A 22,938-nucleotide genomic window follows, 5' to 3' on the forward strand; every position below is an offset into this window, starting at 1 on the left:
GAGAGGCTGCATTCCTCCATCGGCTACAGGCCTCCCGATGAGTTCGAGCAAACCTTGACCCGCTCATCCGATCTCGTAAAAATCCATCCACAAAACCCTGTCACTCAAATTTGAGTGTCTCACTTCAGGGGTGCACTCCAGTGCATTCTATTCCTACCCGCTCGATGTAATGGAGCGCATCCCGGAATAAGATGGAGACCAGGGGTTCATTCCACCAGGCTTGGTGTCGCCAATAAAGTGCACTGTCACCGTAACCAGACCTCTAAGCCAGAGCAGCAGGAACCAGACGCAGATACATTGGCCGCCGATTCAATTCGCAAGAGAGGCAGAAGAGTTAATTGGAATGGCCGCCGGGCCAATGAGACCAGGAAGGACGCGCACGCAGAACTTGAAATTCTTCAGGAGCTATATCGCCAGGGACGTACCGAAGGCCGCAGTTTGAAGATGGTCGTTTCAGGCGAAAAAATATGCCCCTTCTGTCGAGAGGATCTTCCCGCGGCAGCTGAAGCTGCAGGGTTCGAAGAGTGGACTATCTTTGAGGAACTGTCGGGAAACACACTTTACTGGAAACGCGGCAGCGATCATTTCGTCGAACTAGAAGGTTACCCCCAATGACAGCCTCAGCCGAAGCTAGATTTAAACTATCATGGAATCTAAATGACGACCTATACGGCCGAAAAACTATTAAAAATCCATCCTGGTCGCAGATACGTGAAAAACTAGAATTACTTTATATTCAAAAATCTGGGACTGTATGCCTTGATTTTGGAAAAACTCTCCTACTGAAAAGGAAAAAATACTGAATATTGATGGGCAAGAGGGTTATTTTCATATTCTCTTTTTTGATGTCGTTAACGGGAAGCGTATTGAACGAGAGACATTCGACGAAGCACAACCCGGCGGGATGAAGGAACTCCCGGACGAGGATTGGGATGAGCGAAGTATTTTTCGCGACTTCGATTTTGCCTATCAGGTCTTCAAAGAATTTTTCGAAACCCAGAGCGTCTCCTCGCCACGAATCGCCTAGGCGGGCTGCCAACAGAGCGTTCAAGCCCTCTCAAACGCAGACCGTTGCTGAAATTGAGTGAACTGCCCCAGCAGCGACGACAAAATTTCAGAAATTTTGCCGACTACAGGATTGACGGAATTCGACCTTTATGGCATATTGGAAGCATAGGAAATTGCGCCCGGCTCACAAGGCCGGGCGCTTTGCATTTTGAGGCTGCCGGATAGCGCCCGGGGGCTCACACCCCTGGGCTGGTTGCGATCTTCCCCCCTGCACTCAAGGCGCGAAAATCCATGGCAAGGCGGCCGATCGCATAAACCAACAGAGCCGGCGAAAGGTCGATACCACGATCGTGTAGAGCGCGACATGGCCGTCGGCAGCATGCCCTTCCGGCCCTCTGCCCATCCCGCCTGGACGACCTCAACCAGGCGCGATCCCGTGGCCGTCTTCGAGGCCGTCCCCCGCCCCGCTCCGGCGGGTTTTTTGTTGCCCACATCGGAAACCCAGCATGCCCAATCCCTCCGGCGGCCCTGCGCGCGTCGCCCTTGCGATCAACTGGCTGGCGCTCGCCAGGCTGTTCCGGCGCGCCCGTGGCGACGAGGCCACGCTCAAGCTCGCCCTCGCCTATCACAACGTCTTCGATCCCCGGAGCGAGGACGTGCAGATCGTCCTCGCCGACCTCGCCGACTACACCGGTTTCTACCAGGTGAACGGGGAAGGCATCCCACCCGACGACCGCGCGTTTTCGGATGGTAAGCGAGCCGCCTTCGGGCGGCTTTTTCGTTTTCTCAACCTGACTGACGAGGAGAAGGCCGCGCTGGTGCAAGCCGCGCGCACCGAGGCCATCGCCAGTTCCAACCAAGGCATCATCTGATGACTGACGAGGCAAACCCTGGGGCCGCCATGGCGGGAACCCCGGACGGCGCCACCGTTCCCCCGGCCAACAACGGGTCGCCGGCCGGCGGCGCGACTGACTTCCTTGCGGGCCTGCAGAATGCGGAAAGCCGGCAATGGGTCGAAAGCAAAGGCTACAAGGCGCTAGATCCGCTGGTGGAGTCGGCGCGCCACGCCGACCGCATCCAGGCCGAGTACAACGAGTTCAAGGCCAAGGCCCTCACACCGCCGGCAGCCGACGCAAAGCTCGAGGACTGGCAGGCCTTCTATGCCAGGCTCGGCCGGCCCGAGACGGCCGAAGGCTATGAATTCCGCCTGCCCCAGGGCCTGCCCGAAGGCTTCGCCTATGACGGCCAGAGCGCCAGCGCCTATCGGGGCTGGGCACATGAGGCCGGCCTCACGCCGAGGCAGGCCCAATCCCTCCACGATCGCTTCGTGCAGCACCAGGCCGGACAGCAGTCGGCCTATGTGCAGGCCATCGTGCAGCGGGGCGAGGCCGCGCAATCGGCGCTGGTCAGGGCCTGGGGCGACACGAACACCGAGGCCTTCCGCCAGAACGTCGAGTTCGCCGACCGCTTCATCCGCCAGAACGGCGGCGAGGCGCTGATGGGCGAATTGAAGTCGAGCGGCCTGATCTCCCCCGATGGCTACGTGCTTTCCCCCGCCCTGGCCCAGGCCATGGCGAGGGCCGGCAAGGCGCTCTACGCGGAAGACCAGTTCGCAACCGGCGGTATGGCGGCCCAATCGCGCTCGGCAGCCGAGACCCTCTATCCGGTCGATCCGTTCCGGCGGTGAGACCTTTTCTCAAAGGAAGCAAACCATGGCCGTGATCGGCAATTCCTATCCTACGCTGGTTGATGTCACCAAGCGGCTCGACCCCAACGGCAAGCCCGCCGTGGTGGCCGAGCTCCTGTCCCAGCTCAACGAACCGCTGCAGGACATTCCCTGGATCGAGGGCAATCTGCCCACCGGCCACAAGACCACGATCCGCACCGGCCTGCCGCAGGCGACCTGGCGGCGCCTCAATTACGGCGTGCCGCCGGCCAAGAGCACCACGGCCCAGATCACCGATGTCTGCGGCATGCTGGAAACCTATTCGGTGATCGACAAGGACCTCGCCGATCTCAACGGCAACACCGCCGCCTTCCGCTTGACCGAGGACACCGCCTTCATCGAAGCGATGAACCAGCAATTCGCCCAGGCGCTGTTCTATGAATCGGTGGGCGTCAACCCCGATCGCATCACCGGCCTGTCGCCGCGCTATTCCAGCCTCACCGCCGGCAACGGCGTCAACGTCATCGATGCCGGCAGCACCGGCGCCTCCAACACCTCGATCTGGCTGGTGGTGTGGGGGCCGAACACCCTGCACGGCATCTATCCCAAGGGCACCACGGCCGGGCTCACCCACCAGGACGTCACCACCTCGGCGCCGATCCTGGACCCCAATGGCGGGCGCTACCAAGCCTACCAGACCAAGTATCAGTGGAAGTGCGGGCTGACCGTGCGCGACTGGCGCTATGCCGTGCGCATCGCCAATATCGACACCACCACCGCGGCCGGCGGCCTGCAGTCGGCGACGCCGCCCAACCTCTACCGGCTGATGGTCAGGGCCATCAACAAGATCCCCTCGCTCAAGATGGGCAGGCCCGCCTTCTATGTGAACCGGGCGGTGAAGACCTGGGGCGACATCCAGGCCATGGAAAAGTCCACCCTCGCCTTCCAGACGGTGACGGACGCTCAGGGCCAGCCCTTCCTCAGCTTCCGCGGCATCCCGGTGCGGCTGACCGACCAGCTCCTCAACACCGAGGCCCGCGTGGTCTGAGATCCGCTGACTTTCCAGAATGAGGCGCTCAATCCTTCCCCGGCTGCGGGGAAGTCCGGAACATCTTCGCAAACGAAGATGTTCCTTCCATCGCTGCACGGCAGCGATGGAAGGGGGAGGGTGACGCCACGCTCCCCCACCCGGCCCTTCGGGCCACCCTCCCCGAAACCGGGGAGGGATTGCCGCGCTTCACGCGTCTTTCTCTTTCCTTCCCATCATTGGAGCCATGTCCATGATCCTGGACCAGCAACTTCTGCTGTCGGACAAGCAGGCGATCACCGCCAGCGCCGTCTCGACCAATACCATCGATCTCACCCAGGCCCGCGATCCCGGCCCCGGCGACAGCCTGGAACTGGTGATCCGCGTCAACACCGCGCTCACCGGCGGCACCTCCGTGCAGTTCGCCTATGTCACCTCGGCCAGTGCGGATCTGTCATCCCCCAATGTGATCGCGCAGACGCCGGCCATCCCGGCCGCCAGCCTCACCGCCGGTTCGGAATGGCTGCGCGTGCAGGTGCCGGCCCTTTCGCTCGATGCCCAGCGCCAGCGCTATCTCGGCGTGCAGTACACCGTGGCCGGCACCTTCGCCGCCGGCACGGTGACGGCAGGCCTCGTCGCCGACCGCGAGGCGATCGTCAACTACCCCTCCGGCCTGAATGTGGGGGGCTTCTGAAATGGCGCGCTATCTCGTCAAGGCCAAGGCCTATGTCGACGGCCGCATCGTCGAGGCGGATGAGGAAGTCGAGCTCGTCGGCAAGGTGCGCGAAGAGGACGAGCATCTCGAGCTCATCCCGGACAAGGCCAATGAGCGCGAGGCCAGGAACGAGGCCGAGGCGGTCGACGCCGCCATCCGGGCGGAGGCGATCAAGGCCAAGCTCGTCGACGATGCCGGCAGCGCGATCGACGAAGCGACACCGATCGAGATCGTGAACCGTCGGCTCGCCGAATACAAGCAGGCCAACGCCTTTCGGTAAGCCCCAGGCGTTCAAAACCAGACCGGGCGGCGCGCGGAGCCTCGCAGCCGCGCCGCCCGACGACACCGATTTTCGCGGCCTGGAGGCCCTCATGTCCGTCAATCTCTCGATCACCGAGATCTGCAATCTCGCGCTCGATTATCTCGACGAGGTGCCTTTGGCCTCCATCGACGACAATTCGGCCGTGGCGCGCTGGTTCCGGCGCAATTTCTGGCCGATGGCCTGGAGCCTGATGCGCCGCCACCCGTGGAATTTCGCCATGGCTCGCACCCTGCTGCCGGCATCGGCCACACCGCCCGCTTTCGGCTGGACTTTTGCCTACGACCTGCCCGTGGATTGCCTGCGGGTGATGGCGCTGACGGTCGATGGCACCGAGAACGCCAGGAGCATTCCGCACAAGGTCGAGGGCAGCCAGATCCTCACCGACGAACCGGCCCCGCGCCCCGTCCGCTATGTCAGGCGCGTCGAGAATACCGGCCAGTTCGACCAGCAATTCACCGACGTGCTTGCCATGGCCCTGGCGCAGAAGGCGGCGCATTTCATCACCGGCAAGGCCTCCTATGCCGAGTCTCTTGGGCAGAAGACGCAAGCAGCCCTTTCCGAGGCGCAGGCGATCGATGCCCTGGAAGGCACGCCGGATGACATCGAAGACGATTTCTGGATCGAGGCTCGTTCCTGATGGGCGCTTATGAACTCAAGCCGGTCTTCTCGCGTGGCGAGCTTTCCCCCAAGCTGCACAGCCGCGCCGATCTCGAGCATTTCAAGACCGGGCTGAAGGAATGCCAGAATTTCATGGTGATGCGCCAGGGCGGCCTCACCCGCCGCCCCGGCACGCAATTCGTGCAGGAGGTGAAGAATTCATCGCGTACCGCCCGCTTCATCCCGTTCATCTTCTCGGCAAGCCAGGCCTATATGCTGGTGTTCAATGCCGGTGTGTTCCGGGTCTACACGCTGGGCGGGCGTGTCGGCACAGTGGAGGTGCCCCATCCTTACGCCGATGCGGACCTGTTCCAGCTCGATTTCGACCAGACAAATGATGTGCTCGACATTACGCACAAGGGTTACGCGCCGCGGCGGGTGAAGCGGCAGAACGATACAAGTTGGGCGATCGATGTAGTGCCGGCGAAGGATGGCCCATATCTATCGGTCAATGACACGGCAACCACGTTGACGTCTTCGGCGACCGGTAACGCGGTTCCGGTGATGACCAGCAACACGGCGCCAAGTGGCGTTTGCGCAGCGTCTGATTCCTACTCGACCTACTTGCCCTGGCTGGCCTTCGATGACGACGACGGCAGCTTCTGGGACAACAAGAACAAGGCTGGCTGGCTGTCCTATACATTCCCATCTGCCAAGATCATCGTCGGCTACGGCGTCAAGGCTTCCAATTTCGTTTCTTTGGATGTGCCGAGCGGCCAAGGATATCTTTGCGCGCCGAAGTCTTGGACTTTCGAGGGCTATGACGGGACAAACTGGGTCGTCCTCGATAGCCAATTCGCACAGACTGGCTGGAGCAATAGTGAGACCCGTACGTTCCAATTCAAGAATACGACGGTTTATCTCGGCTATCGCATCAATGTCATCAGCATCAATGGCGGTCCCGAATTGATGATCGCGCGTCTTTCCATGACGGAAATCCCAGCGACCGCCCCAAACATCACCATCACGGCATCCTCGACAGTGGGCATCAACAACGATGCTGGCTACACCGCTTCCGATGTCGGCCGCTTCGTGACCTTGCTCGGATCAGATGCCGTCTATCACCCGTTCCAGATCGTCAGTGTCTCCTCGCCCACGGTGATCACCACCAAGCTGACGGGCGCCCCGCTGCCGACCGCCCGCGGCACACAACAATGGCGCCTCGGTGCCTGGGGCGAAACGCCAGGCTGGCCAGCTCACGTCGCCACATTCGAACAGCGCAAAGTCTATGCCCGCACCAACGCCCAGCCTTCCGGCATCTGGGCCACCAAGACGGGCGGCTACGGGCGAGAGCTGGATTTCTCCGTCTCCGTGCCAGTGAAAGACGATGACGCCATCTCCTTTACCCTCACCGACGTGAACGAAATCCAGTGGATCGCGGAAGGCACCGATCTCTTGATGGGCACGGCCGGCGCGGCGCGCACCATGGGCCGCGACAGCGCCAACCTGCCCTTCTCGGCCAATAATTTCCGCCAATCCCTTGCCTCCTCCTATGCCTCGCAGGCCATCCGGCCGGTGAAGGTCGGCAACTCGACAGTCTTCGTCTCGAGCTTCGGCAAGGCGCTCCGCGAGTTTGCCCAAGGTGAGAGCGGCGCCGGCTATGCCACGCCGGATATCTCCGTGCTCTCAGAACATCTGTTTGCCTCCGGCATTACTGAACTGTCTTATGCACAGGAGCCCGACAGCATCGTCTGGCTGCCAAACAGCAAGGGTGAACTGATCGGACTGACCTATGAAAAGGACCAGTCCATGGCGGGCATGCATCGCCATGTCATGGGTGGCAACGGCTTCGTCGAGAGTTGCGCCACCATGCCGGGCCAGGGCAGAAATGAAGTCTGGCTGATCGTCCGGCGCATGATTGGCGGCGTGGGCAAACGTTATGTCGAGCGCATGGCGGCGCCCTTCGAAGCGGCGACCGCCACGCCCGACAAGGCATGGTATCTCGACTGCGCCTTGCAATATGACGGCGCGCCCGCCATCGGCGTCACAGGCCTCGGCCATCTCGAGGGTCAGCGCGTCGCCATCCTGGCGGATGGCGCGCGCGAGGCCGACCAGATCGTCAGCGGCGGCGCCGTCTCACTCGCCTCGGGGCGACCAGCCAACACGATCACCGTCGGCCTGCCCTATATATCGCGTGCCCGCCTGATGCCCTCGCCCGCTTCCGCCGGCGATGGTTCGGGCCTGGGGCGGCGCAAGAAAATCGTCTTCGCCAAGATCGATTTCCTCGCCACCGGCTCCCTGCGGGTTGGCCGGGACGAAGCCACTGCCGAGGAAATCGCCCTGCGTCACACAAGCGATGATCTCGGCACCGCCGCCCCGCTCGCGGCCGGCTTTTACGATGCCCGCCCGCAGACGAGCTGGAGCGACAAGGGCGAACTCGTGCTGATCGCCGACGGCCCGCTGCCGGCGACGATCCGTTCCATCACACTCAACACCGATCCGGAGCCCTGACCATGTGCCCACCGCTTTTCGCCGCCATCGGAGCCGGCTTGGCTTCCGCCACCTCGGCCGCCGGCTCCGCCATATCCGGCATCGGGCTCGGCACGGCAGCCTCTATCGCCGGCACAGGCCTATCGGCCATTGGCGCCATCCAGCAAGGGAACGCCGCTAAGGCCCAATCCGCGGCCCAGGCCGAGGCCCATCGCCGCCAGGCCCAGATCGAGACGATGACAGGCGAATACCAGGCCAGTCGCAAGCAAGACCAGGTCGACAGCACCATCGGTACACAGACCGCACTTACCGGCGGCTCCGGCGTCAACCTCGACGGCTCGCCTTCCGACATTATCGGCTCGACCGCCAGTGAAGGTGCGCTCGACATCGCCGCCATTCGCTGGAACGCCAGGAACCAAGCCGCCAATCTAAACTACCAGGCCAGGCTCGCCAATATCGCCGGCCGAAATGCTCAGATTGGCGGCTATTTCAATGCGACCGGCAGCCTGTTCGGCGGGCTCGGGCGACTGGAGAAAATGCCTTAACCCCGTCGGTGAAGAATCCTGGCTTAAGGGGAATGAGGATAGCCTTTCCGTCCAGAGAGATCGGATGACGTCAGCCCGGAAGATCCGACGACCGGGTTTCATGACTTTGCATGTGGCAATGGCATCCGACCTTGCGCTTCCCAGCTGCCAGCGAACTTCGCCCGATCATGCCTTGGGTTTGATCCTGCTCCATGGGGTGGCGGCCGCGGGGCTTGGCGATGCCACCCACCGCCGGTTTCGATTTACTTTCCAAGCATATTCGCGTTCTGCGCCCTCTCCTTTTGCTTTCTATCCCAACCCTCGCCCCTATGCACCCCGTCCAAGGCGGGGGTTTGCTTGCCGGAGCCCCGATGACCATTCCAAGCTATGACAATCGCCGTTCCTATGCGGGCGACGGCAACACGACCGCCTTCACCTTCCCGCCCCCCTTCACGGCCAACACCGATCTCGTGGTGCAGATCCGGGCGGCAGACGGAACAACTACCACCAAAGCGCTCGGAGCGGACTATGCAATCGCCAGCGGCGGCTCTCCGGCAGGCGGCAGCGTGACCATGACAGTGGCGCCGGCGACAGGCACCACGCTGATCATCTACCGGGACGTACCACTTACCCAATCGGTCGATCTGCAGGATGGCGGCCCTTTGCCGGCAAATACAATCAATCGGGCGCTTGACCGTATCACCATGTGGGGCCAGCGCCTGAAGGAACAGATCGCCGTGCTGGGAACTCTGGCAACCCAGACGGCCGCCGGCCTGATGTCGGCGGCGGACAAGGTGAAGCTCGACGGAATCCAGCCAGGCGCTCAGGCCAACACCGTGATTTCCGTCAGTGGCTATACCGGCACGGTCGTGCTGGCGAAGGGCGATGTCGGCCTTGGCAATGCCGACAACACCGGCGACGCCAACAAACCGGTCTCGACGCTCCAGCAAACCGCCATCAATGCGAGGGCGGCCAAAGCAGCCAACTTGTCTGACCTCACCGACAAGGACACGGCGCTGGCCAATCTGGGCGGCGGCGCGACCGGCATCTCGGTCTTGAAGGCAGCCAATGCTGCGACAGCCCTTACGGCGATCGGTGCAACGGCCACCGGTTCCTCACTGGTCACGGCGGCCAATGCGAGCGCCGCCCACTCGATCCTGGGCCTTGTGCCCGGAACAGACGTACAGGCCTTCAGTGCCCGATTGGCCGATATCGCAGCGATCGCACCGTCCCAGGGTGACGTCCTCTATTACAGCAGCTCGGCTTGGACGCGTCTTGCCGCCGGCGCCTCTGGCCAGTTCCTTCGCACTGCCGGCCCCAACGCGAATCCGTCATGGGCGACCATCTCCGGCGGCGGCGACATGCTGAAGGCGAACAACCTTTCAGACGTTGCCAATGCTGCAACGGCTCTCGCCAATATCGGTGGCGTAAGCTCATCGTCACCGTCGGTGACAGGTACTGTTACGGTCTCAGGGTCTACGGCTCAAACGATCAATCTGACTGCCAGCAGCAACACGTTCCAGCTGGCGGTACAGTCCGACGGTACAGCTAATATCTCGGCTTATTCCAGCAGCAAGCCGATTAACTATTCGGCCGGGACAGGCGGGTCTCATATCTTCTATGTCGGCGGTATCGCCTACCTGGCAGCAGACGCCACAGGTGTGAATTTACCGAGCGGGGCGAGCTACAGAATTAACGGCAGCCCACTTGCATTCTCTAATCTCGCGGGATCAGCGACAACATCCCAAGGCGGCACCGGCCAGACCTCCTACACGATCGGTGACCTGCTCTACGCCTCGGGACCCGCCGCCCTTTCGAAACTGGCTGACGTCGCAACCGGCAACGCCCTCATTTCCGGCGGAGTCGGCGCTACGCCATCCTGGGGCAAGATCGGTCTCACCACCCACATCACCGGCGCACTCGCCATCACCAATGGCGGCACGAACATCACAACTTACGCGACCGGCGACACCCTCTATGCCAACGCGGCGAATACGCTCGGCAAGCTCGCGATTGGCTCGACTGGACAGGTGCTCACCGTGGCCGGAGGCGTGCCGGTTTGGGCATCGACCAGCGCAACATGGCCTCAGGGCACCGTCTACGGCCTGACGCTCTCTCAGGCGTCCCCCACAACTGTTGGCATCACAATTGGGGGGTGCGCCAATGAAGATAGTGGTACCGCCTATAACATGGTGCTCGGTTCCGCCATTACCAAAGGACTCGGGGGGTGGACGACAGGCAGTGGCAACGGTGGCCTCGACACTGGATCCATCGCGGCGAGCACCTGGTACCATGTACATCTCATCCGAAAGGACAGCGACGGCTCGATCGATGCGCTTCTGTCGCTCAGCGCCACGGCGCCGTCAATACCGGTAGGATACACGGCGCGTCGACGGCTCGGCTCCCTTCGTACCAATGCGTCGTCGCAAATCATTTCCTTCATCCAACGAGGTGATGAGTTCATCTGGTCAGTGCCAATTCTTGATCGGAACAGCAATTCAGCATCTGGCGCTTCACTGCTGACCTTGTCAGTTCCATCTGGTATCCAAGTTAAGGCACGACTACTTGGATTCACCCTTGCATCAACGGGAAACTCCGTCTCTATGGCGATCTTATCGCCCGACATCCCAAGCCAGACACCGACTGATCTTGGATCTGCTTCAACGGGAGTTGCGCCGATGCCCAATATCGCCTCAGCCTATAACGGAGGGGCATGGAGCAGTGGCTCTGCAGAAGCCAATGTTTGGACGAATACCTCTTCACAGGTGAACGTCTGCGTTCGTTCGTCAGGCACGGCCGGCGTCATTGCAATCCAAGTTAACGGCTGGATCGACACGAGAGGAAGACTGTAATGCCATTCGTCCAGCGCAATGACTACGGCTCGGTTGATGCCGCATATCCCAATTCTCAGCCGGGGCATGCTGTGGTCACCACGATCCAACAGATCGCCACTGCTTGGACCGATCCATTGATCCAGATTGCTTGGGATAAGGCGGTGGAATTTCTGAGCGGTTCTCCGATAATCCTTGCCAGCAGCCCAAGCGTCCCTCACGTCAAGCTAGCTCGACCAACTCTTCCAACTGGTGAAAAGAGTTTCGGCCTGATAATATGTTTTGTGGAAAAGGGAACGTCCTGATCCGATGACCGAGGTTGTATTGTGGGGCGGTGCCGGGCACTCCCGTGTTCTCCGCGAGCTTTCATTGAGAATAGGCTATTCGGTAGTCGCGGTTGTGGATAATCGCAATATCCAACCGCCATTCGACGGCGTCGAAACTCTTCGCGGGCTCGAGGGCCTCAAATCATGGCTGCATCGTCGCGCCAATAGTTTTGTGACGCCTAGCTATGCTCTGGCCATCGGTGGTGGGTATGGTCGGGACCGTCTTGCAATTGCGAAGGGTCTCGACGCCCTCGGGCTCAGCCATGTCTCGTTGGTGCACCCAATGGCCATGATTGCATCAGACGCAGTTCTTGCACAGGGAACACAGGTCCTCCTCGGGGCAGCGGTAGCGACATGCGTTCGAGTGGGTGCATGCTCGATCATCAACACCCGGGCCAGCGTCGACCACGATTGCATCATCGGCGATGGAGTCCACATCGGACCCGGGGCAACACTGTGCGGTCAGATCGAGGTCGGCGATGGCGTTTTCGTCGGAGCTGGTGCGACAGTTCTGCCTCGCATCAGAATCGGCAATGACGCAATGATTGGTGCAGGTGCTGTGGTGACCAAAGACGTACCAGCGGGAATTACCGTGGTGGGCGTGCCCGCGAGACGCCAACGAGATCAGTAGCGGAATAGCGTACGCTTAATGATCTTCCTCATCGGGTAGACCCTCTTGCCAACATAGAAGCGGTTAGCCGCCTTGATCACCAATTTCGTTAACAGATCGAATTGACGCTCATCGAGCATGTCGTCACAGGATTTCAAGAATACGCGTCGCAGCTCCAGAAGCTCAGGGATAGGCTGCCGCTGACCAGTTCGAGGACCATGTGCCTTCGGCGTTACCCGCTGGATAAACTTGGTGTCAGGCGCTGCGGTGACCTGCTGGTCAAGTAGCAGAGGATAAAGGGTTAGGTGATCCGAGGCCCAGGCATAAGGAAATTCTGTCCACACCTTGCCAATTAGGGGTCTCAAGGTTTCGGTTTTCCAGATGCCGTAATACCAACCGGCATGAGAGCCAAACATCAGTCTCAGGATGCCTGAAAGCCCATGCTCGGCTGGAATTGAAGGAACATAGTCCCTGGTCGATCGGCCCTTAGGGCGCTCGAACTGGATTGTCCCTGTCGCCAGCGTTGCCGTTGGCGTTCGCTTCAATGCTCCGACAAGCTTCTCGACATAGTCGAACGACGAGACATCGTCATGCGCCCGCCACATAAAATATGGCGTCTTTGCTTGCTCAAGCGGGGTGATAAAGTTCCTTACGGCGCCGACGTTCTCAGGTCTGCGAGTGTATCTGATACGGCCGTCTTGTACGGCGAATCGTTCGGCAATCGCCTGCGTGTTGTCGGTCGAGGCGTTATCAAAGACCAAGATCTCAATATTCGAGAATGTCTGCCGGACCAGACAGTCCAGACATTCCTCGAGCTGGTCCTGACCATTGTAGACTGGAACGCCAATTGTAACCTCGGCCACGCGCTCTCCTGCTCTCCGAAATCTGATCGCTCATTACCGTGTGGAATGGCGGCATCCAAGCAGATTCGTGGAAAGCAACCATCCGGACACGACGTCGGCGCCCTTACCTTCCTCAGAGTTTCCCGCGCCCCGTCGAACGATTGAAAGCCGTGGGGATCCTCTTTTTCCGCTGTAGCTGCCAGATCGAGATGCCAAATCGAATTGCGAAGTTGCGAACCAGGATAAAGTCTTTGGCCTGGATCAAGTCGTCGAAGACACGCTTGCAATCCCACACTCCCAGTGTGTCGTGCAGGACCATGTACCCGCCGACCTTCAACAGCTCTTTGGTCAGAAAGATGTCTTTGCGCAAACCATGGTAGGTATGGTCGCCGTCAACGAACGCGAAATCAATCTTATCTTCGTACCTCAGCAAGCGTTGCCGAACTTCCGGCGCGTGAGAATCGGAAATAATCTCCTCGATCAGATCACTATTCAGGTCTTTTTTGATGCGTGACCAGTGCGGAAACACGGGGTGAGTGCCGACGTCGACGACGATAGTTTTATCCGTCGAATAATAGTCACGTAGAAACTTAGTTTGCCCCCCCGAAGCTATGCCAATGTCTAAACTGTATTCCGCTGGCTTGGCCTTCGTTGCCATATAGTGGACAAACGACCCGAACTCCTCAGGATCCTGTTGAAGGTAAAGACCATTTTCGCGCGGGGGATAACCAAAGAAAGTGGCATCGGAAGAGCCGGCCTCTTCGACGGCTTGAATGATGCTTTCCCGGCTGTTTGCTGCCTTAGTCGCGCGCATAAACTTCTCCCTGATGCTACGATTTGACGCTAGCGTGCCGCCTGTTTGAACACAAGCGGGGCCCGCTTCAGCCTATGGTAGGTATGGAGCCGAAGGCACACCCGTGGTACATGAAGATAGGATGTCCCGGAATATCAGAGATCGATGACGCGCATTACCGTAATATTCTTGTGGCGAAAAATTAACGACACAAGATATTTATGCGCCTTCCTTGGAAGCCTAAAAGACAATCCGGCCGGATCCTCGTATGATTTAGTGATTGCCGCAAAAGGATATGACCCGAACGAGCCAATTCCCTATACGGATAGTTTGGCTACATTGCCGAATTTGAATATCAAAATTATGCACTTCCCTGACGAAGTGCCGCCAACAGCTGTGATCCGTCAGGCCGCTGCTGCCTGCACGACCGAGTTTATTCTCCCGTTGATTTCATGGAGCCGAATTCTCGCGCCGAACTGGTTATCTCTCTATCTCGCGGCATTTGACAGTATCCCCGATTGCGGGATCGTTGGAGCCAGTGGCGGATACGAATGCCTCAACGAAGACACGCCGTTTCCCAATGTGGGGATCCGGTCCAATGCGTTTATGGTGAGAACGGAAATCTTCAATTCGCTCGATGCCGGACCGCAGGTAACGCAATTGGACGGCAGCAGTTTTGAGGCCGGCCCAAATGGCATGACCAAACAGATCGTTGCCAAGGGTCTGAGGCCCGTCATTGTCGACCGCTTTGGGGGACACTGGTTCCCCGAGGATTGGCCAAAGAGCCAGACATTTCGGCTTGCTGAGCAAGAAGGCCTCCTAATCGCCGACAATCGCACCATCCAATATACGTGTGGTAGCCGACGAAAGCGTGCCCGTCTGGTCAAGCGGTGCTGGGGAGCAGATGCGCGCTCAGTCCCGGGGTCGCCATGGCGCAAGTTCATTGAATGGTTGAAATGGCATTACCCGCGCGGGCCCATCGATATGATTCCAGACGTTTGGGACAAGGTAATTTCGTTTGCTCGCAAGGTAATGGGAAGACCAACTAGTTCATCCAAGAAGGCCTTTCCGAGCTAACGCCGGGCTGCTGCCGTTGGTCGCTCCAGAACGGCTTGAAGGGGAATGAGCAGAAGTTCGCCAGCGACTGCCGCTCTGCGCTCAGGCTGTATCCTCGCGGATGCCTCGTCAATCCCCGCTCTTCCGCTGCGCAAGTGGTCAGTATATTCGGTTCGGCTAGGAATTGTGGACACTTATCTGATCCATAGGACTGTAGCGGCGAGGGTTATGACGGCGAGATAATTTCTGGCGGTTTTCTCGAAACGAGTAGCGACGCGTCGGAACTGCTTGAGCTTTGAGAAGCAGCACTCGATGAGGTGACGCTGGGCATAGAGGTGCTTGTCGATAGGGTATTTTCGGGCCCGCGACGGGTTGCTTGGGATGACCGCCACAGCATCTTTGTCTGCAATTGCCTGGCGCAGGCGATCGGCGTCGTAAGCGGCGTCGGCCATCACAACCTTGGCAGGTAAGCCCTCGATCAGGGCATAGGCCTGCGGGCAATCGCCTCTGTGGCCGGCGGTCAGGGTGAAGCGCACCGGGCAGCCAAGACCTCTGATGGCCATATGGATCTTGGTACTCAGGCCGCCGCGAGAACGGCCAAGGGCCTGATCTTCAGACCCCTTTTTTTGGCACCCGATGCATGTTGATGAGCGCGGATGATCGTGGAATCAACGATGAGATAGTCGAAGTCCGGATCGTCCGACATCGCAGCGAAGATCCGCCACCACACACCCTTGTGGCTCCAGCGACTGAAGCGGCGGAAGACACTGTTCCACTCGCCGAAGACCTCGGGCAGGTCACGCCAGGGCGAGTCGGTGCGCACGATCCACAACACCGCTTCTACAAACTTCCGGTTATCGTGCCCAGACGAGCCACGCGTCCGCTCGTCGCCAATAATATGCCCCGAAATTCGCTCCCATTGATCGTCGCGTAGAATCAGACGGTCCCAAACACCCATCGCTGCCTCCAAAAGACAGCTTTGAATCACAGACCTTCACTCTTGGGAATCCCAAGAGTCCACAACTCCTAGGGTTGGCGTCGAATTGATGAGGTAGAGGAGGCCCGCCCGTGTGGGCAACCGAGCTTCCGTTGCTCCCAGACACGCATAGCAAAGGGAGCGGTACCATGGTTGCCGGTCAATTATCCGGCTTCAGTTTCACATTTCTTTGGCCGCCCTCTGCCTCGCATCCTGCCTGCCGAGCCCCTAAAGGCGGCCATCTATGAGGCCGGATAGGGCCTCCGACAACGTCGCATCGACCTCTGTTAAGTCGTTACGGGCGCCCTCCGGAGCGCCTTTCTTTTTTGGAGCACTCACATGAGCGAAACACTCGCCCAAACCATCAAGCTCGTCTTTGGCTCCGAAGGCGACTATGTGAACCATTCGCGTGATCCGGGCGGCGCCACGAAATATGGGATCACGGCTGCCACCCTGGGCGCCTCGCGCCGGCTTGGCCGCAAGGCCACGCCGGATGAGGTCAAGCGTCTGACGCTGACGGAGGCAGCCCGGATCCTGGACAAGCAGTATGCACAGCCCCTGCGCTATCCGGAACTGCCGGCCGGCCTCGATTATGCGTTATTCGATTATGCCGTGAATTCCGGCCCAGCCCAGGCCGTGAAAACACTGCAGCGCCTCCTCGCTGTCGAGGCCGACGGCATAGTGGGCCTGAAGACGCTGGAGGCCATCCGCAGGCGCGATATAGCCGACCTCATCGACAAATTGCAGGACGCCCGCTTGCGGTTCCTGCGCGGCCTCAAGACCTGGCCAACCTTCGGCAAGGGTTGGAGCACCCGAGTTGCGCATGTGCGGGAAAGTGCTCTCCGCCTGGCCGATGGCGTCGCCACCGCCATTCCTCCGTCTCCTGTCGGCCTGGAGACCGCCACGCCCGCAGATGCCAAGGTCTCCTCGACCATCGCCGGCAAGGGCACCATCGTGGCCACGATCGGCACGGCCGGCGCCACCATCGGCGCCGCCAAGGACACGCTGCAGCCGATCACCGGCAATGGCGGCGTGGTCGACATCGTCTTTGCCCTGCTGGTCGCCGGCGGCAGCATCGCGGCGATCGCGGGCCTCGCCATTATCGCTTATCGGCAGGCGAAACATCGGGAGGCAGCAGCATGATCGCCACCGCGCTCGCCTTGTTTCGCCTTATCCCACCGCCCCTGTTGCTGCGAGCGCTGGCAGTTGCCGCCGCCTTGGTAGCGCTCTGGCTTTTCATCCAAGATCGCGAGCGAGCCGCAACGGAGCGAGCCGCCGCCAACATCGAAAGGGCAAATCATGCAGCCAAGGAACGCTTCGTCGATGCCAGCGGTGCGGTCAATCGCTGCTACAGCACTGGTGGCGACTGGGATCGCTTTGAGCGGGTGTGCAAGCATGGCCCCCGTTGATCGCCCCTGCGGCGTGATTACCGACAGCCTGCGGGACGTGCAGGCCATCTCGCGCGAGAGCAATCGCCGCCTGGCCGTTCACTACGAAGGTGGCCGGGCAGCGGGGTGTTGGCCATGAGCGAGAGAGAACATTGGAGTGTGGACAAGAAGATCCCACTCGCCCTGGTAATCACCTTGTTGATCCAGACTGGAGGTGTCGTTTGGTGGTCGAGCCAGCTCAACAGCCGTGTCGCCGTTGTCGAGGAGCGCAACCTCAAGCTCGAGGTAGAAATAGGCAAGCTCAAGGATGGCAGTTTCGAAGTTCGCGAGCGCTTCGCAAGGGCCGAAACCACGATGCAGGCCTTCGTCGAAACGACACGCCGCATCGAGGCCAAGCTCGATCGCCTCATCGACGACAAACAGCCGTCGAGAACCGCCAGTCCTCGTTGATCGATTGGCATCTTTTCGGCAAGCATGCCTCTTGCGGTCTTCGATGGTGGAAACTTTTGGTTTCGGATAGCGCAGACCATAGCTCGGGAACCCGGCGCGCGACCGAAGAATACAGAAAAATCAAGAGCTTGCGTGGCGTCCCGGAAGGGATTCGAACCCCTGACCTACGGTTTAGGAAACCGTTGCTCTATCCTGCTGAGCTACCGGGACAGCCTTGGCGCCACGAAAACCCGTTTGCGGCGCAAAGGTCAAGCCCTTTCCGTGTCATTCAACCGCGTTCCGGCTCCAGCACCGCCAGGGCTGCCCAGCCGAAGTCGAGCAGCGGCAAGGCATCTTCGATGAGGCCGGTGCAGGCATCGACGAGCTTGGGGCTGCGAATCAACGTGTCCGGCAGGGGCCGCTTCACCACGATCGATTTCAGCTTCAGGGCGGCGATGAGATCGGCATCCTCGATGCCGGTGGCTTCACGTGGCGGGCGCTTCAGGCTCCATTGCGGATCGAAGGCGAGCCCCGCAGCGCCAAGCTTGGCATTCATGGCACGGAAACGTCCGGGGGCGCCGACGATCGCCTGGCGAAAGGCGGCGAGTTGCTTCGGCTCGAGATCATAGAAACCGACGGCGGCAAAGCAGCCTTCGGGCGAGACGTGAAAATAAGTGAGGCCAGGGTCATTCTTGGCGCCTGAACGCGTCATCACCGCACCGGCGTGGGTCTTGTAGGGGCGCTTGTCCTTGGCGAAGCGTACGTCGCGATGGATGCGGAAGAGTGCGCTCCTCGGCGTGCCGCGCATCGGCAGGCCCTTGGCGATGCAGGTCGCGTTGACGGCTTCGATCAGGGCCGAAAAGGGCGCCAGCACGTCGCTGTCATACAGGCCCCGATTCTCCTGGAACCAGTCGCGGTTCATATGGAATTCGAGCGCCTTGAAGAAGGGCAATGCCTTCTCGCCGAAGCCGGTGAAGGAAGCGGGCATGGGCAATCCTTGGAGTGCTGACATCACCCCTTCCTATCGCGGAAGGCCTGATGTTTCCAAGAGAGGGGCTGATATCACGACATGAGGCATGTCACTGCCATCAGCCCCTTCGGCGCCGACGCTCACGGCCCCCGCCCCCCTCGCCATCGCCGCTGCCACGCTTGAAGGTGACGCCGAGCGCCGCCTCCAGATAGGGGAACGGGTCGGATTTGTGCGGGATCGCCATGGCGCCGACGAAATGGGCCTGGAAGGAAGGCTCGATCGCGGTCTCCACCTTCTCGATACGGCGCACCACATCCTCGATCTCCGTGCGGGCCGAGGCATTGAGCAAAGCGATGCGGGCTCCGGTGCCGGCGGCATTGCCGGCAGACCCGACCTTGTCGAGTTCGCAATCGGGCACCAGGCCGAGGATCATGGCGTGCTTGACGTCGATATGGCTGCCAAAGGCACCGGCCAGAGTGATGCGGTCGACGGCGGTGACGCCGTAGCGGTCCATAAGCAGGCGCACGCCGGCATAGAGCGCCGCCTTGCCCAGTTGAATGGCACGCACGTCGTTCTGGGTGATGGCGATGCGCGGCTCGCCCTCGCGGATGAGATATTTGAAGGTGCGCCCATCTTCCTCGACACGCGGCGAGCGGGCCTCCATGGCGCCGTCAACGACGCCATCGGGCGTGATCAGGCCCGCAAGCAGCATCTCGGCGATCGCCTCGATGACGCCTGAACCGCAAATGCCGGTGACGCCGGTACGCACCACCGCCTTGTCGAAGCCCGGCTCGTCCGACCACAGATCCGAGCCGATCACCTTGTAGCGCGGTTCCAGCGTGGCGGGATCGATGCGCACGCGCTCGATGGCGCCGGGCGCAGCACGCTGGCCCGACGAGATCTGGCCGCCCTCGAAGGCCGGGCCCGTGGGCGAGGAGCAGGCGAGCAGGCGCTCGCGATTGCCCAGCACGATCTCCGCATTGGTGCCGACATCGACCACCAGCGACACTTCCGGCCTGAGATAGGGCCCTTCCGAAAGCACGACGCCGGCGGTGTCGGCCCCGACATGGCCGGCGATGCAGGGCAGCACATAGACATAGGCGCCGCTGGAGAGCGGCAGGTTGAGATGAGCCGCCCGCGTCTGGTAGGCGCCATCGATGGTGAGCGCAAAGGGTGCGCCGCCGAGCTCGGTCGGGTCGAGGCCGAGGAAGAGATGGTGCATGATCGGATTGGCGACCACCGTCATCTCCAGAATGTCGTTGGAGTTGAGGCCGACCTCCTTGGTGACCGACACGGCGAGCTCAGCGATCGCCTCGCGCACCGCCGTGGTCAGCTCGACATCGCCGCCCGGGTTCATCATCACATAGGAGACGCGGCTCATCACGTCTTCGCCGAAGCGAATCTGCGGGTTCATGATGCCGGAAGAAGAGAGCACCTCGCCGCTGGCGAGATCGCATAGATGCGCCGCGATGGTGGTGGAGCCGATATCGACGGCCAGCCCCACCCCCTGCTCATGCAGGCCGGGCCAGATCCCAACGATCTCCCGCTTGTGCCTGATAGCCACCGTCACCGACCACTGCCCCTGGCGCAGCGACCATTGCAGCAGACGCAGCGATTCCAGCGGCGCCGTGACGTCCTTGAGTCCCCATTGCTGCTCCAGAGCCTCCTGCAGGCGGCGGAAATCACTGGAAGGCTCGTGCATGTCGGGCTCGCGTACCTCGACATAGTGCAGCGCCACGACCGGCTCGATGGCGATGTCGCGGATCGCCGCACTCTTGCGCACGACCTGGCGATGCACCTGGCTGTCGGGCGGTACGTCGATGACGACGTCGCTGCATAGTTTGGTCTGGCAGCCGAGGCGCCGGCCCTCGGCGAGCGGCCCACGCTTGGAAACGTAGCGCTCCTCCACCGCGTTCCATTCGGTGACGTGCTCGGGTGCCGAAACGATGCCGAGCTTGGGGAATTTGCCGTCACCGACCTCGATCTGGCAGCGCCCGCAAATGCCGCGCCCGCCGCAGACCGAATCGAGGTCGACGCCAAGCTTGCGAGCCGCTTCGAGGACGGAGGTACCTTCGGGAAAACGGCCGCGCTTGCCGGAGGGTGCGAAGAAGACGAGCGGATTGGTCATCGGCGGGGCCTTGAATGTCTGCCGCAACGGCCGATCCTCCTTCTCCCCTTGCGAGAGAAGGTGGCCGAGCGAAGCGAGGTCGGATGAGGGGAGCTTCGCGACCTTCTAATCTGGCTCTTCGTTTCTTGGCAACAAACCGATAGGTACGTCCACCCCTCATCCGCCCCTATCGCGGCCCCTCCCCACAAGGAGGGAGGGTGAGATCGTCAGCCGCGCGCGCGACGTCGTTCGCGGCGGCCGGCGCCTTCGGCGGCTTCCGGCTGCGGCTCGCGGAACTTCTTGATCCAGCTCATGCAGTTAGGATCATGGCCCATCACGACGTCGGCGCCGAGAATGGCCTGGATGTCTTCAAGATGCAGCGGATTCATGATCGCCGAGGTCATGCCGGCGCCGATCATCATCGGCAGGAAGGAGGCGTTGAGGCCGCGGCGGTTCGGCAGGCCAAAGGAGAAATTGGAGGCGCCGCAGGTGGTGTTGACCTTCAGTTCTGTCTGCAGGCGGCGCAAGAGATGCATCAGCTTGCGGCCGGCATCGTTGATGGCGCCCACCGGCATCACCAAGGGATCGACCACGATGTCCTCGCGCGGGATGCCGTAATCGGCGGCGCGCTCGACGATCTTCTTGGCAACCTCATAGCGCACATCGGGATCTTCGGAGATGCCGGTCTCGTCATTCGAGATAGCAACGACGGCGGCATTGTATTTCTTCACCAGCGGCAGCACGCGCTCCAGGCGCTCTTCCTCGCCGGTGACGGAATTGACCAGCGGCTTGCCCTTGTAAACGGAAAGACCGGCTTCCAGCGCCTCGACGATGGACGAGTCGATCGAGAGCGGCACCGGCACGGTGTCCTGCACCAGCTTGATGCATTCGGCCAGGATCTTCGGCTCGTCGGCAAGCGGGATGCCGGCATTGACGTCCAGCATCTGGGCGCCGGCCTCGACCTGGGCGATCGCGTCGGAGACGACACGCGAATAGTCGCCGGCCGCCATCTCGGCGGCGAGCAGCTTACGGCCCGTCGGATTGATGCGTTCGCCGATCATGACGAAGCGCTTGTCGAAGCCCAGCACGACCTTTTGCTTTTCCGAAGTAATAACCGTTTCGGTCATGGTCTTTCCGTTCCGCCTTGGAGAGAAGTCACCTGTTAATTAAGGTCGCAACCGGGCCAGCCGCTAGCCTGCAAACGACAGGATTTGGCGGCGTTGACGAGGCTGATGGCGGCCGTGCGACAGGCCTCATTGGCGACAGGCTTCATTGCTTGCCATGCGGACGACCGAAATCGGGAGCGGCCGTCTCCTGGCCCTGGTCGATGATCGAGCGGCGCACGGCGCGGGTGCGGGTGAACAGGTCGAACAACTTGTCGCCTTCCCCCCAGCGGATCGCCCGCTGCAGATAGGCCAGGTCCTCCGAGAAGCGGCCGAGCACTTCCAGCACGGCCTTCTTGTTGTTGAGGAAGACGTCGCGCCACATGGTGGGATCGGAGGCGGCGATACGCGTGAAGTCGCGGAAGCCGCCGGCTGAGAACTTGATCACCTCCGACTGCGTCACCGCCTCCAGATCGTCCGCGGTGCCGACAATGTTGTAGGCGATGAGATGCGGGACATGGCTGGTGACGGCGAGCACGAGGTCGTGATGCTCCGGCGTCATGCATTCCACCTTGGAACCGAGTCTTTCCCAGAACGCGCGATAGCGCGCCAGGGCCTCGGCGTCGATGTTCTCGGCCGGCGTGAAGATGCACCAGCGATTCTCGAACAGTTCGGCAAAGCCGGCATCGGGACCTGAATGCTCGGTGCCGGCCACCGGATGGGCCGGGATGAAATGCACACCCGCGGGCAGGAAGGGCGACATCTGCGCCACCACGGCGCCCTTGACCGAGCCGGTATCCGAGATGATGGCGTCGGGCTTGAGATGCGGAGCGATGATCTCCGTCACCACGCCGAAAGCGCCCGAGGGCACGCAGAGGATGACACAGTCCGCGTCCACCACGGCGGCGCCGAAATCCGTGGTGGCGACATCGGCGATGCCGAGCTCTTCAACGCGACCAACTACATTCGGCGAAAGGTCCGCCGCCACCAGCGTCCGGGCAAGCCTATAGCTGCGTGCCGCTCGCAGGATGGAGGAGCCGATCAGGCCGATCCCGATCACGCAGAGCCGGTCAAAGAGAAAGGGAGCGTCAGACATGGGAACCCTGGAATTTTCGCCTTCTGTGCACGATGAGACGGGGGAAGGCAAATCCTCCGCAA

General features: G+C 61.1%; 24 protein-coding genes, 1 tRNA gene and 1 pseudogene. 18 read left to right on the forward strand and 8 right to left on the reverse strand.

Features of this window, described 5'->3' with window-relative positions; genetic code table 11:
• Positions 1–237 precede the first annotated feature (237 nt).
• From AB4037_RS21240 to AB4037_RS21300, 13 genes and pseudogenes are all read left to right on the forward strand, one after another.
• Positions 238–615, forward strand: coding sequence for a cytidine deaminase-like fold-containing protein (locus AB4037_RS21240; RefSeq protein WP_441772852.1), 378 nt, complete (start codon positions 238–240; stop codon positions 613–615).
• Positions 616–784: 169 nt separating this feature from the next.
• Positions 785–1,027: pseudogene (locus AB4037_RS21245) on the forward strand (DUF6911 family protein); the annotation flags it as partial.
• Between the two features lie 487 nt (positions 1,028–1,514).
• A complete protein-coding gene (locus tag AB4037_RS21250; RefSeq protein ID WP_441772853.1) occupies positions 1,515–1,880 on the forward strand; it encodes a Bbp19 family protein in 366 nt (121 codons plus the stop codon).
• The gene (locus tag AB4037_RS21255) at positions 1,880–2,695 is read left to right on the forward strand and encodes a hypothetical protein (protein ID WP_441772854.1); all 816 of its coding nucleotides are present in this window, start codon (positions 1,880–1,882) and stop codon (positions 2,693–2,695) included. The genes AB4037_RS21250 and AB4037_RS21255 overlap by 1 nt, the downstream gene beginning before the upstream one ends.
• A gap of 25 nt (positions 2,696–2,720) precedes the next feature.
• Positions 2,721–3,722, forward strand: a complete 1,002-nt coding sequence (locus tag AB4037_RS21260; protein ID WP_434959384.1) for a major capsid protein — start codon at positions 2,721–2,723, stop codon at positions 3,720–3,722.
• 232 nt (positions 3,723–3,954) lie between these two features.
• Entirely contained in the window at positions 3,955–4,395 is a 441-nt protein-coding gene (locus AB4037_RS21265; RefSeq protein ID WP_441772855.1) for a Bbp16 family capsid cement protein, read from the forward strand.
• Between the two features lies 1 nt (position 4,396).
• Positions 4,397–4,696 carry a hypothetical protein gene (locus AB4037_RS21270; RefSeq protein WP_434959382.1) on the forward strand — a complete coding sequence of 100 codons (300 nt, stop codon included), beginning with the start codon at positions 4,397–4,399 and terminating at the stop codon, positions 4,694–4,696.
• Between the two features lie 91 nt (positions 4,697–4,787).
• On the forward strand, positions 4,788–5,375 hold the full coding sequence (locus AB4037_RS21275) for a hypothetical protein (protein ID WP_441772856.1): 588 nt from the start codon (positions 4,788–4,790) through the stop codon (positions 5,373–5,375).
• Entirely contained in the window at positions 5,375–7,846 is a 2,472-nt protein-coding gene (locus AB4037_RS21280; RefSeq protein ID WP_441772857.1) for a hypothetical protein, read from the forward strand. The genes AB4037_RS21275 and AB4037_RS21280 overlap by 1 nt, the downstream gene beginning before the upstream one ends.
• Positions 7,847–7,848: 2 nt before the next feature.
• On the forward strand, positions 7,849–8,370 hold the full coding sequence (locus AB4037_RS21285) for a hypothetical protein (protein ID WP_441772858.1): 522 nt from the start codon (positions 7,849–7,851) through the stop codon (positions 8,368–8,370).
• A 350-nt stretch (positions 8,371–8,720) separates the two neighbouring features.
• Positions 8,721–11,201, forward strand: coding sequence for a beta strand repeat-containing protein (locus AB4037_RS21290; RefSeq protein ID WP_441772859.1), 2,481 nt, complete (start codon positions 8,721–8,723; stop codon positions 11,199–11,201).
• Positions 11,201–11,485: a hypothetical protein gene (locus AB4037_RS21295; RefSeq protein ID WP_441772860.1), complete on the forward strand. Its 285-nt coding sequence runs from the start codon at positions 11,201–11,203 to the stop codon at positions 11,483–11,485. The genes AB4037_RS21290 and AB4037_RS21295 overlap by 1 nt, the downstream gene beginning before the upstream one ends.
• A 4-nt stretch (positions 11,486–11,489) precedes the next feature.
• On the forward strand, positions 11,490–12,137 hold the full coding sequence (locus AB4037_RS21300) for an acetyltransferase (protein WP_441772861.1): 648 nt from the start codon (positions 11,490–11,492) through the stop codon (positions 12,135–12,137).
• Here the strand turns inward: AB4037_RS21300 and AB4037_RS21305 are convergent.
• A complete protein-coding gene (locus tag AB4037_RS21305) occupies positions 12,131–12,979 on the reverse strand; it encodes a glycosyltransferase family 2 protein (RefSeq protein WP_441772862.1) in 849 nt (282 codons plus the stop codon). The two genes, AB4037_RS21300 and AB4037_RS21305, sit on opposite strands and share 7 nt — an antisense overlap.
• Positions 12,980–13,091: 112 nt before the next feature.
• Positions 13,092–13,772, reverse strand: coding sequence for a class I SAM-dependent methyltransferase (locus AB4037_RS21310; protein WP_441772863.1), 681 nt, complete (start codon positions 13,770–13,772; stop codon positions 13,092–13,094).
• A gap of 144 nt (positions 13,773–13,916) precedes the next feature.
• Between AB4037_RS21310 and AB4037_RS21315 the strand changes: the two genes are divergently transcribed.
• On the forward strand, positions 13,917–14,828 hold the full coding sequence (locus AB4037_RS21315; RefSeq protein WP_441772864.1) for a hypothetical protein: 912 nt from the start codon (positions 13,917–13,919) through the stop codon (positions 14,826–14,828).
• Positions 14,829–15,001: 173 nt separating this feature from the next.
• On the opposite strand, the gene AB4037_RS21320 is transcribed toward AB4037_RS21315, so the two are convergent.
• Positions 15,002–15,765 (reverse strand): IS5 family transposase gene (locus AB4037_RS21320; protein WP_441772865.1). Its coding sequence is split into 2 segments (ribosomal slippage): positions 15,002–15,433 and positions 15,436–15,765, totalling 762 coding nucleotides; the frame shifts between segments, so codons are not numbered across the junction.
• Positions 15,766–16,122: 357 nt separating this feature from the next.
• Between AB4037_RS21320 and AB4037_RS21325 the strand changes: the two genes are divergently transcribed.
• The 4 genes from AB4037_RS21325 to AB4037_RS21340 are packed head-to-tail and all read left to right on the forward strand — an operon-like array spanning position 16,123 to position 17,621.
• A complete protein-coding gene (locus AB4037_RS21325; RefSeq protein ID WP_441772866.1) occupies positions 16,123–16,926 on the forward strand; it encodes a glycoside hydrolase family 108 protein in 804 nt (267 codons plus the stop codon).
• Complete coding sequence (locus AB4037_RS21330) at positions 16,923–17,192, forward strand: hypothetical protein (RefSeq protein ID WP_441772867.1); 270 nt, start codon at positions 16,923–16,925, stop codon at positions 17,190–17,192. The genes AB4037_RS21325 and AB4037_RS21330 overlap by 4 nt, the downstream gene beginning before the upstream one ends.
• Positions 17,179–17,310 (forward strand): hypothetical protein, encoded by a 132-nt coding sequence (locus AB4037_RS21335; RefSeq protein WP_441772868.1) that lies wholly within the window; start codon positions 17,179–17,181, stop codon positions 17,308–17,310. Before AB4037_RS21330 ends, AB4037_RS21335 begins: the two co-directional genes overlap by 14 nt.
• Entirely contained in the window at positions 17,307–17,621 is a 315-nt protein-coding gene (locus AB4037_RS21340; RefSeq protein ID WP_441772869.1) for a hypothetical protein, read from the forward strand. The genes AB4037_RS21335 and AB4037_RS21340 overlap by 4 nt, the downstream gene beginning before the upstream one ends.
• Positions 17,622–17,754: 133 nt before the next feature.
• Here AB4037_RS21340 and AB4037_RS21345 read toward each other — a convergent pair.
• From AB4037_RS21345 to AB4037_RS21365, 5 genes are all read right to left on the reverse strand, one after another.
• Positions 17,755–17,831: transfer RNA gene (locus AB4037_RS21345), tRNA-Arg, on the reverse strand.
• A gap of 58 nt (positions 17,832–17,889) precedes the next feature.
• On the reverse strand, positions 17,890–18,612 hold the full coding sequence (locus tag AB4037_RS21350) for a DUF2461 domain-containing protein (protein ID WP_441772870.1): 723 nt from the start codon (positions 18,610–18,612) through the stop codon (positions 17,890–17,892).
• A 76-nt stretch (positions 18,613–18,688) separates the two neighbouring features.
• The gene (locus AB4037_RS21355; protein ID WP_441772976.1) at positions 18,689–20,698 is read right to left on the reverse strand and encodes an ASKHA domain-containing protein; all 2,010 of its coding nucleotides are present in this window, start codon (positions 20,696–20,698) and stop codon (positions 18,689–18,691) included.
• A 206-nt stretch (positions 20,699–20,904) separates the two neighbouring features.
• Complete coding sequence (locus AB4037_RS21360; protein WP_434959368.1) at positions 20,905–21,804, reverse strand: methyltetrahydrofolate cobalamin methyltransferase; 900 nt, start codon at positions 21,802–21,804, stop codon at positions 20,905–20,907.
• Between the two features lie 142 nt (positions 21,805–21,946).
• Positions 21,947–22,876 (reverse strand): prephenate/arogenate dehydrogenase family protein, encoded by a 930-nt coding sequence (locus AB4037_RS21365; protein ID WP_434959367.1) that lies wholly within the window; start codon positions 22,874–22,876, stop codon positions 21,947–21,949.
• Positions 22,877–22,938: the final 62 nt, after the last annotated feature.

The sequence above is a fragment of the Labrys sp. KB_33_2 genome, from assembly GCF_052114505.1.
Lineage (GTDB): Bacteria > Pseudomonadota > Alphaproteobacteria > Rhizobiales > Labraceae > Labrys.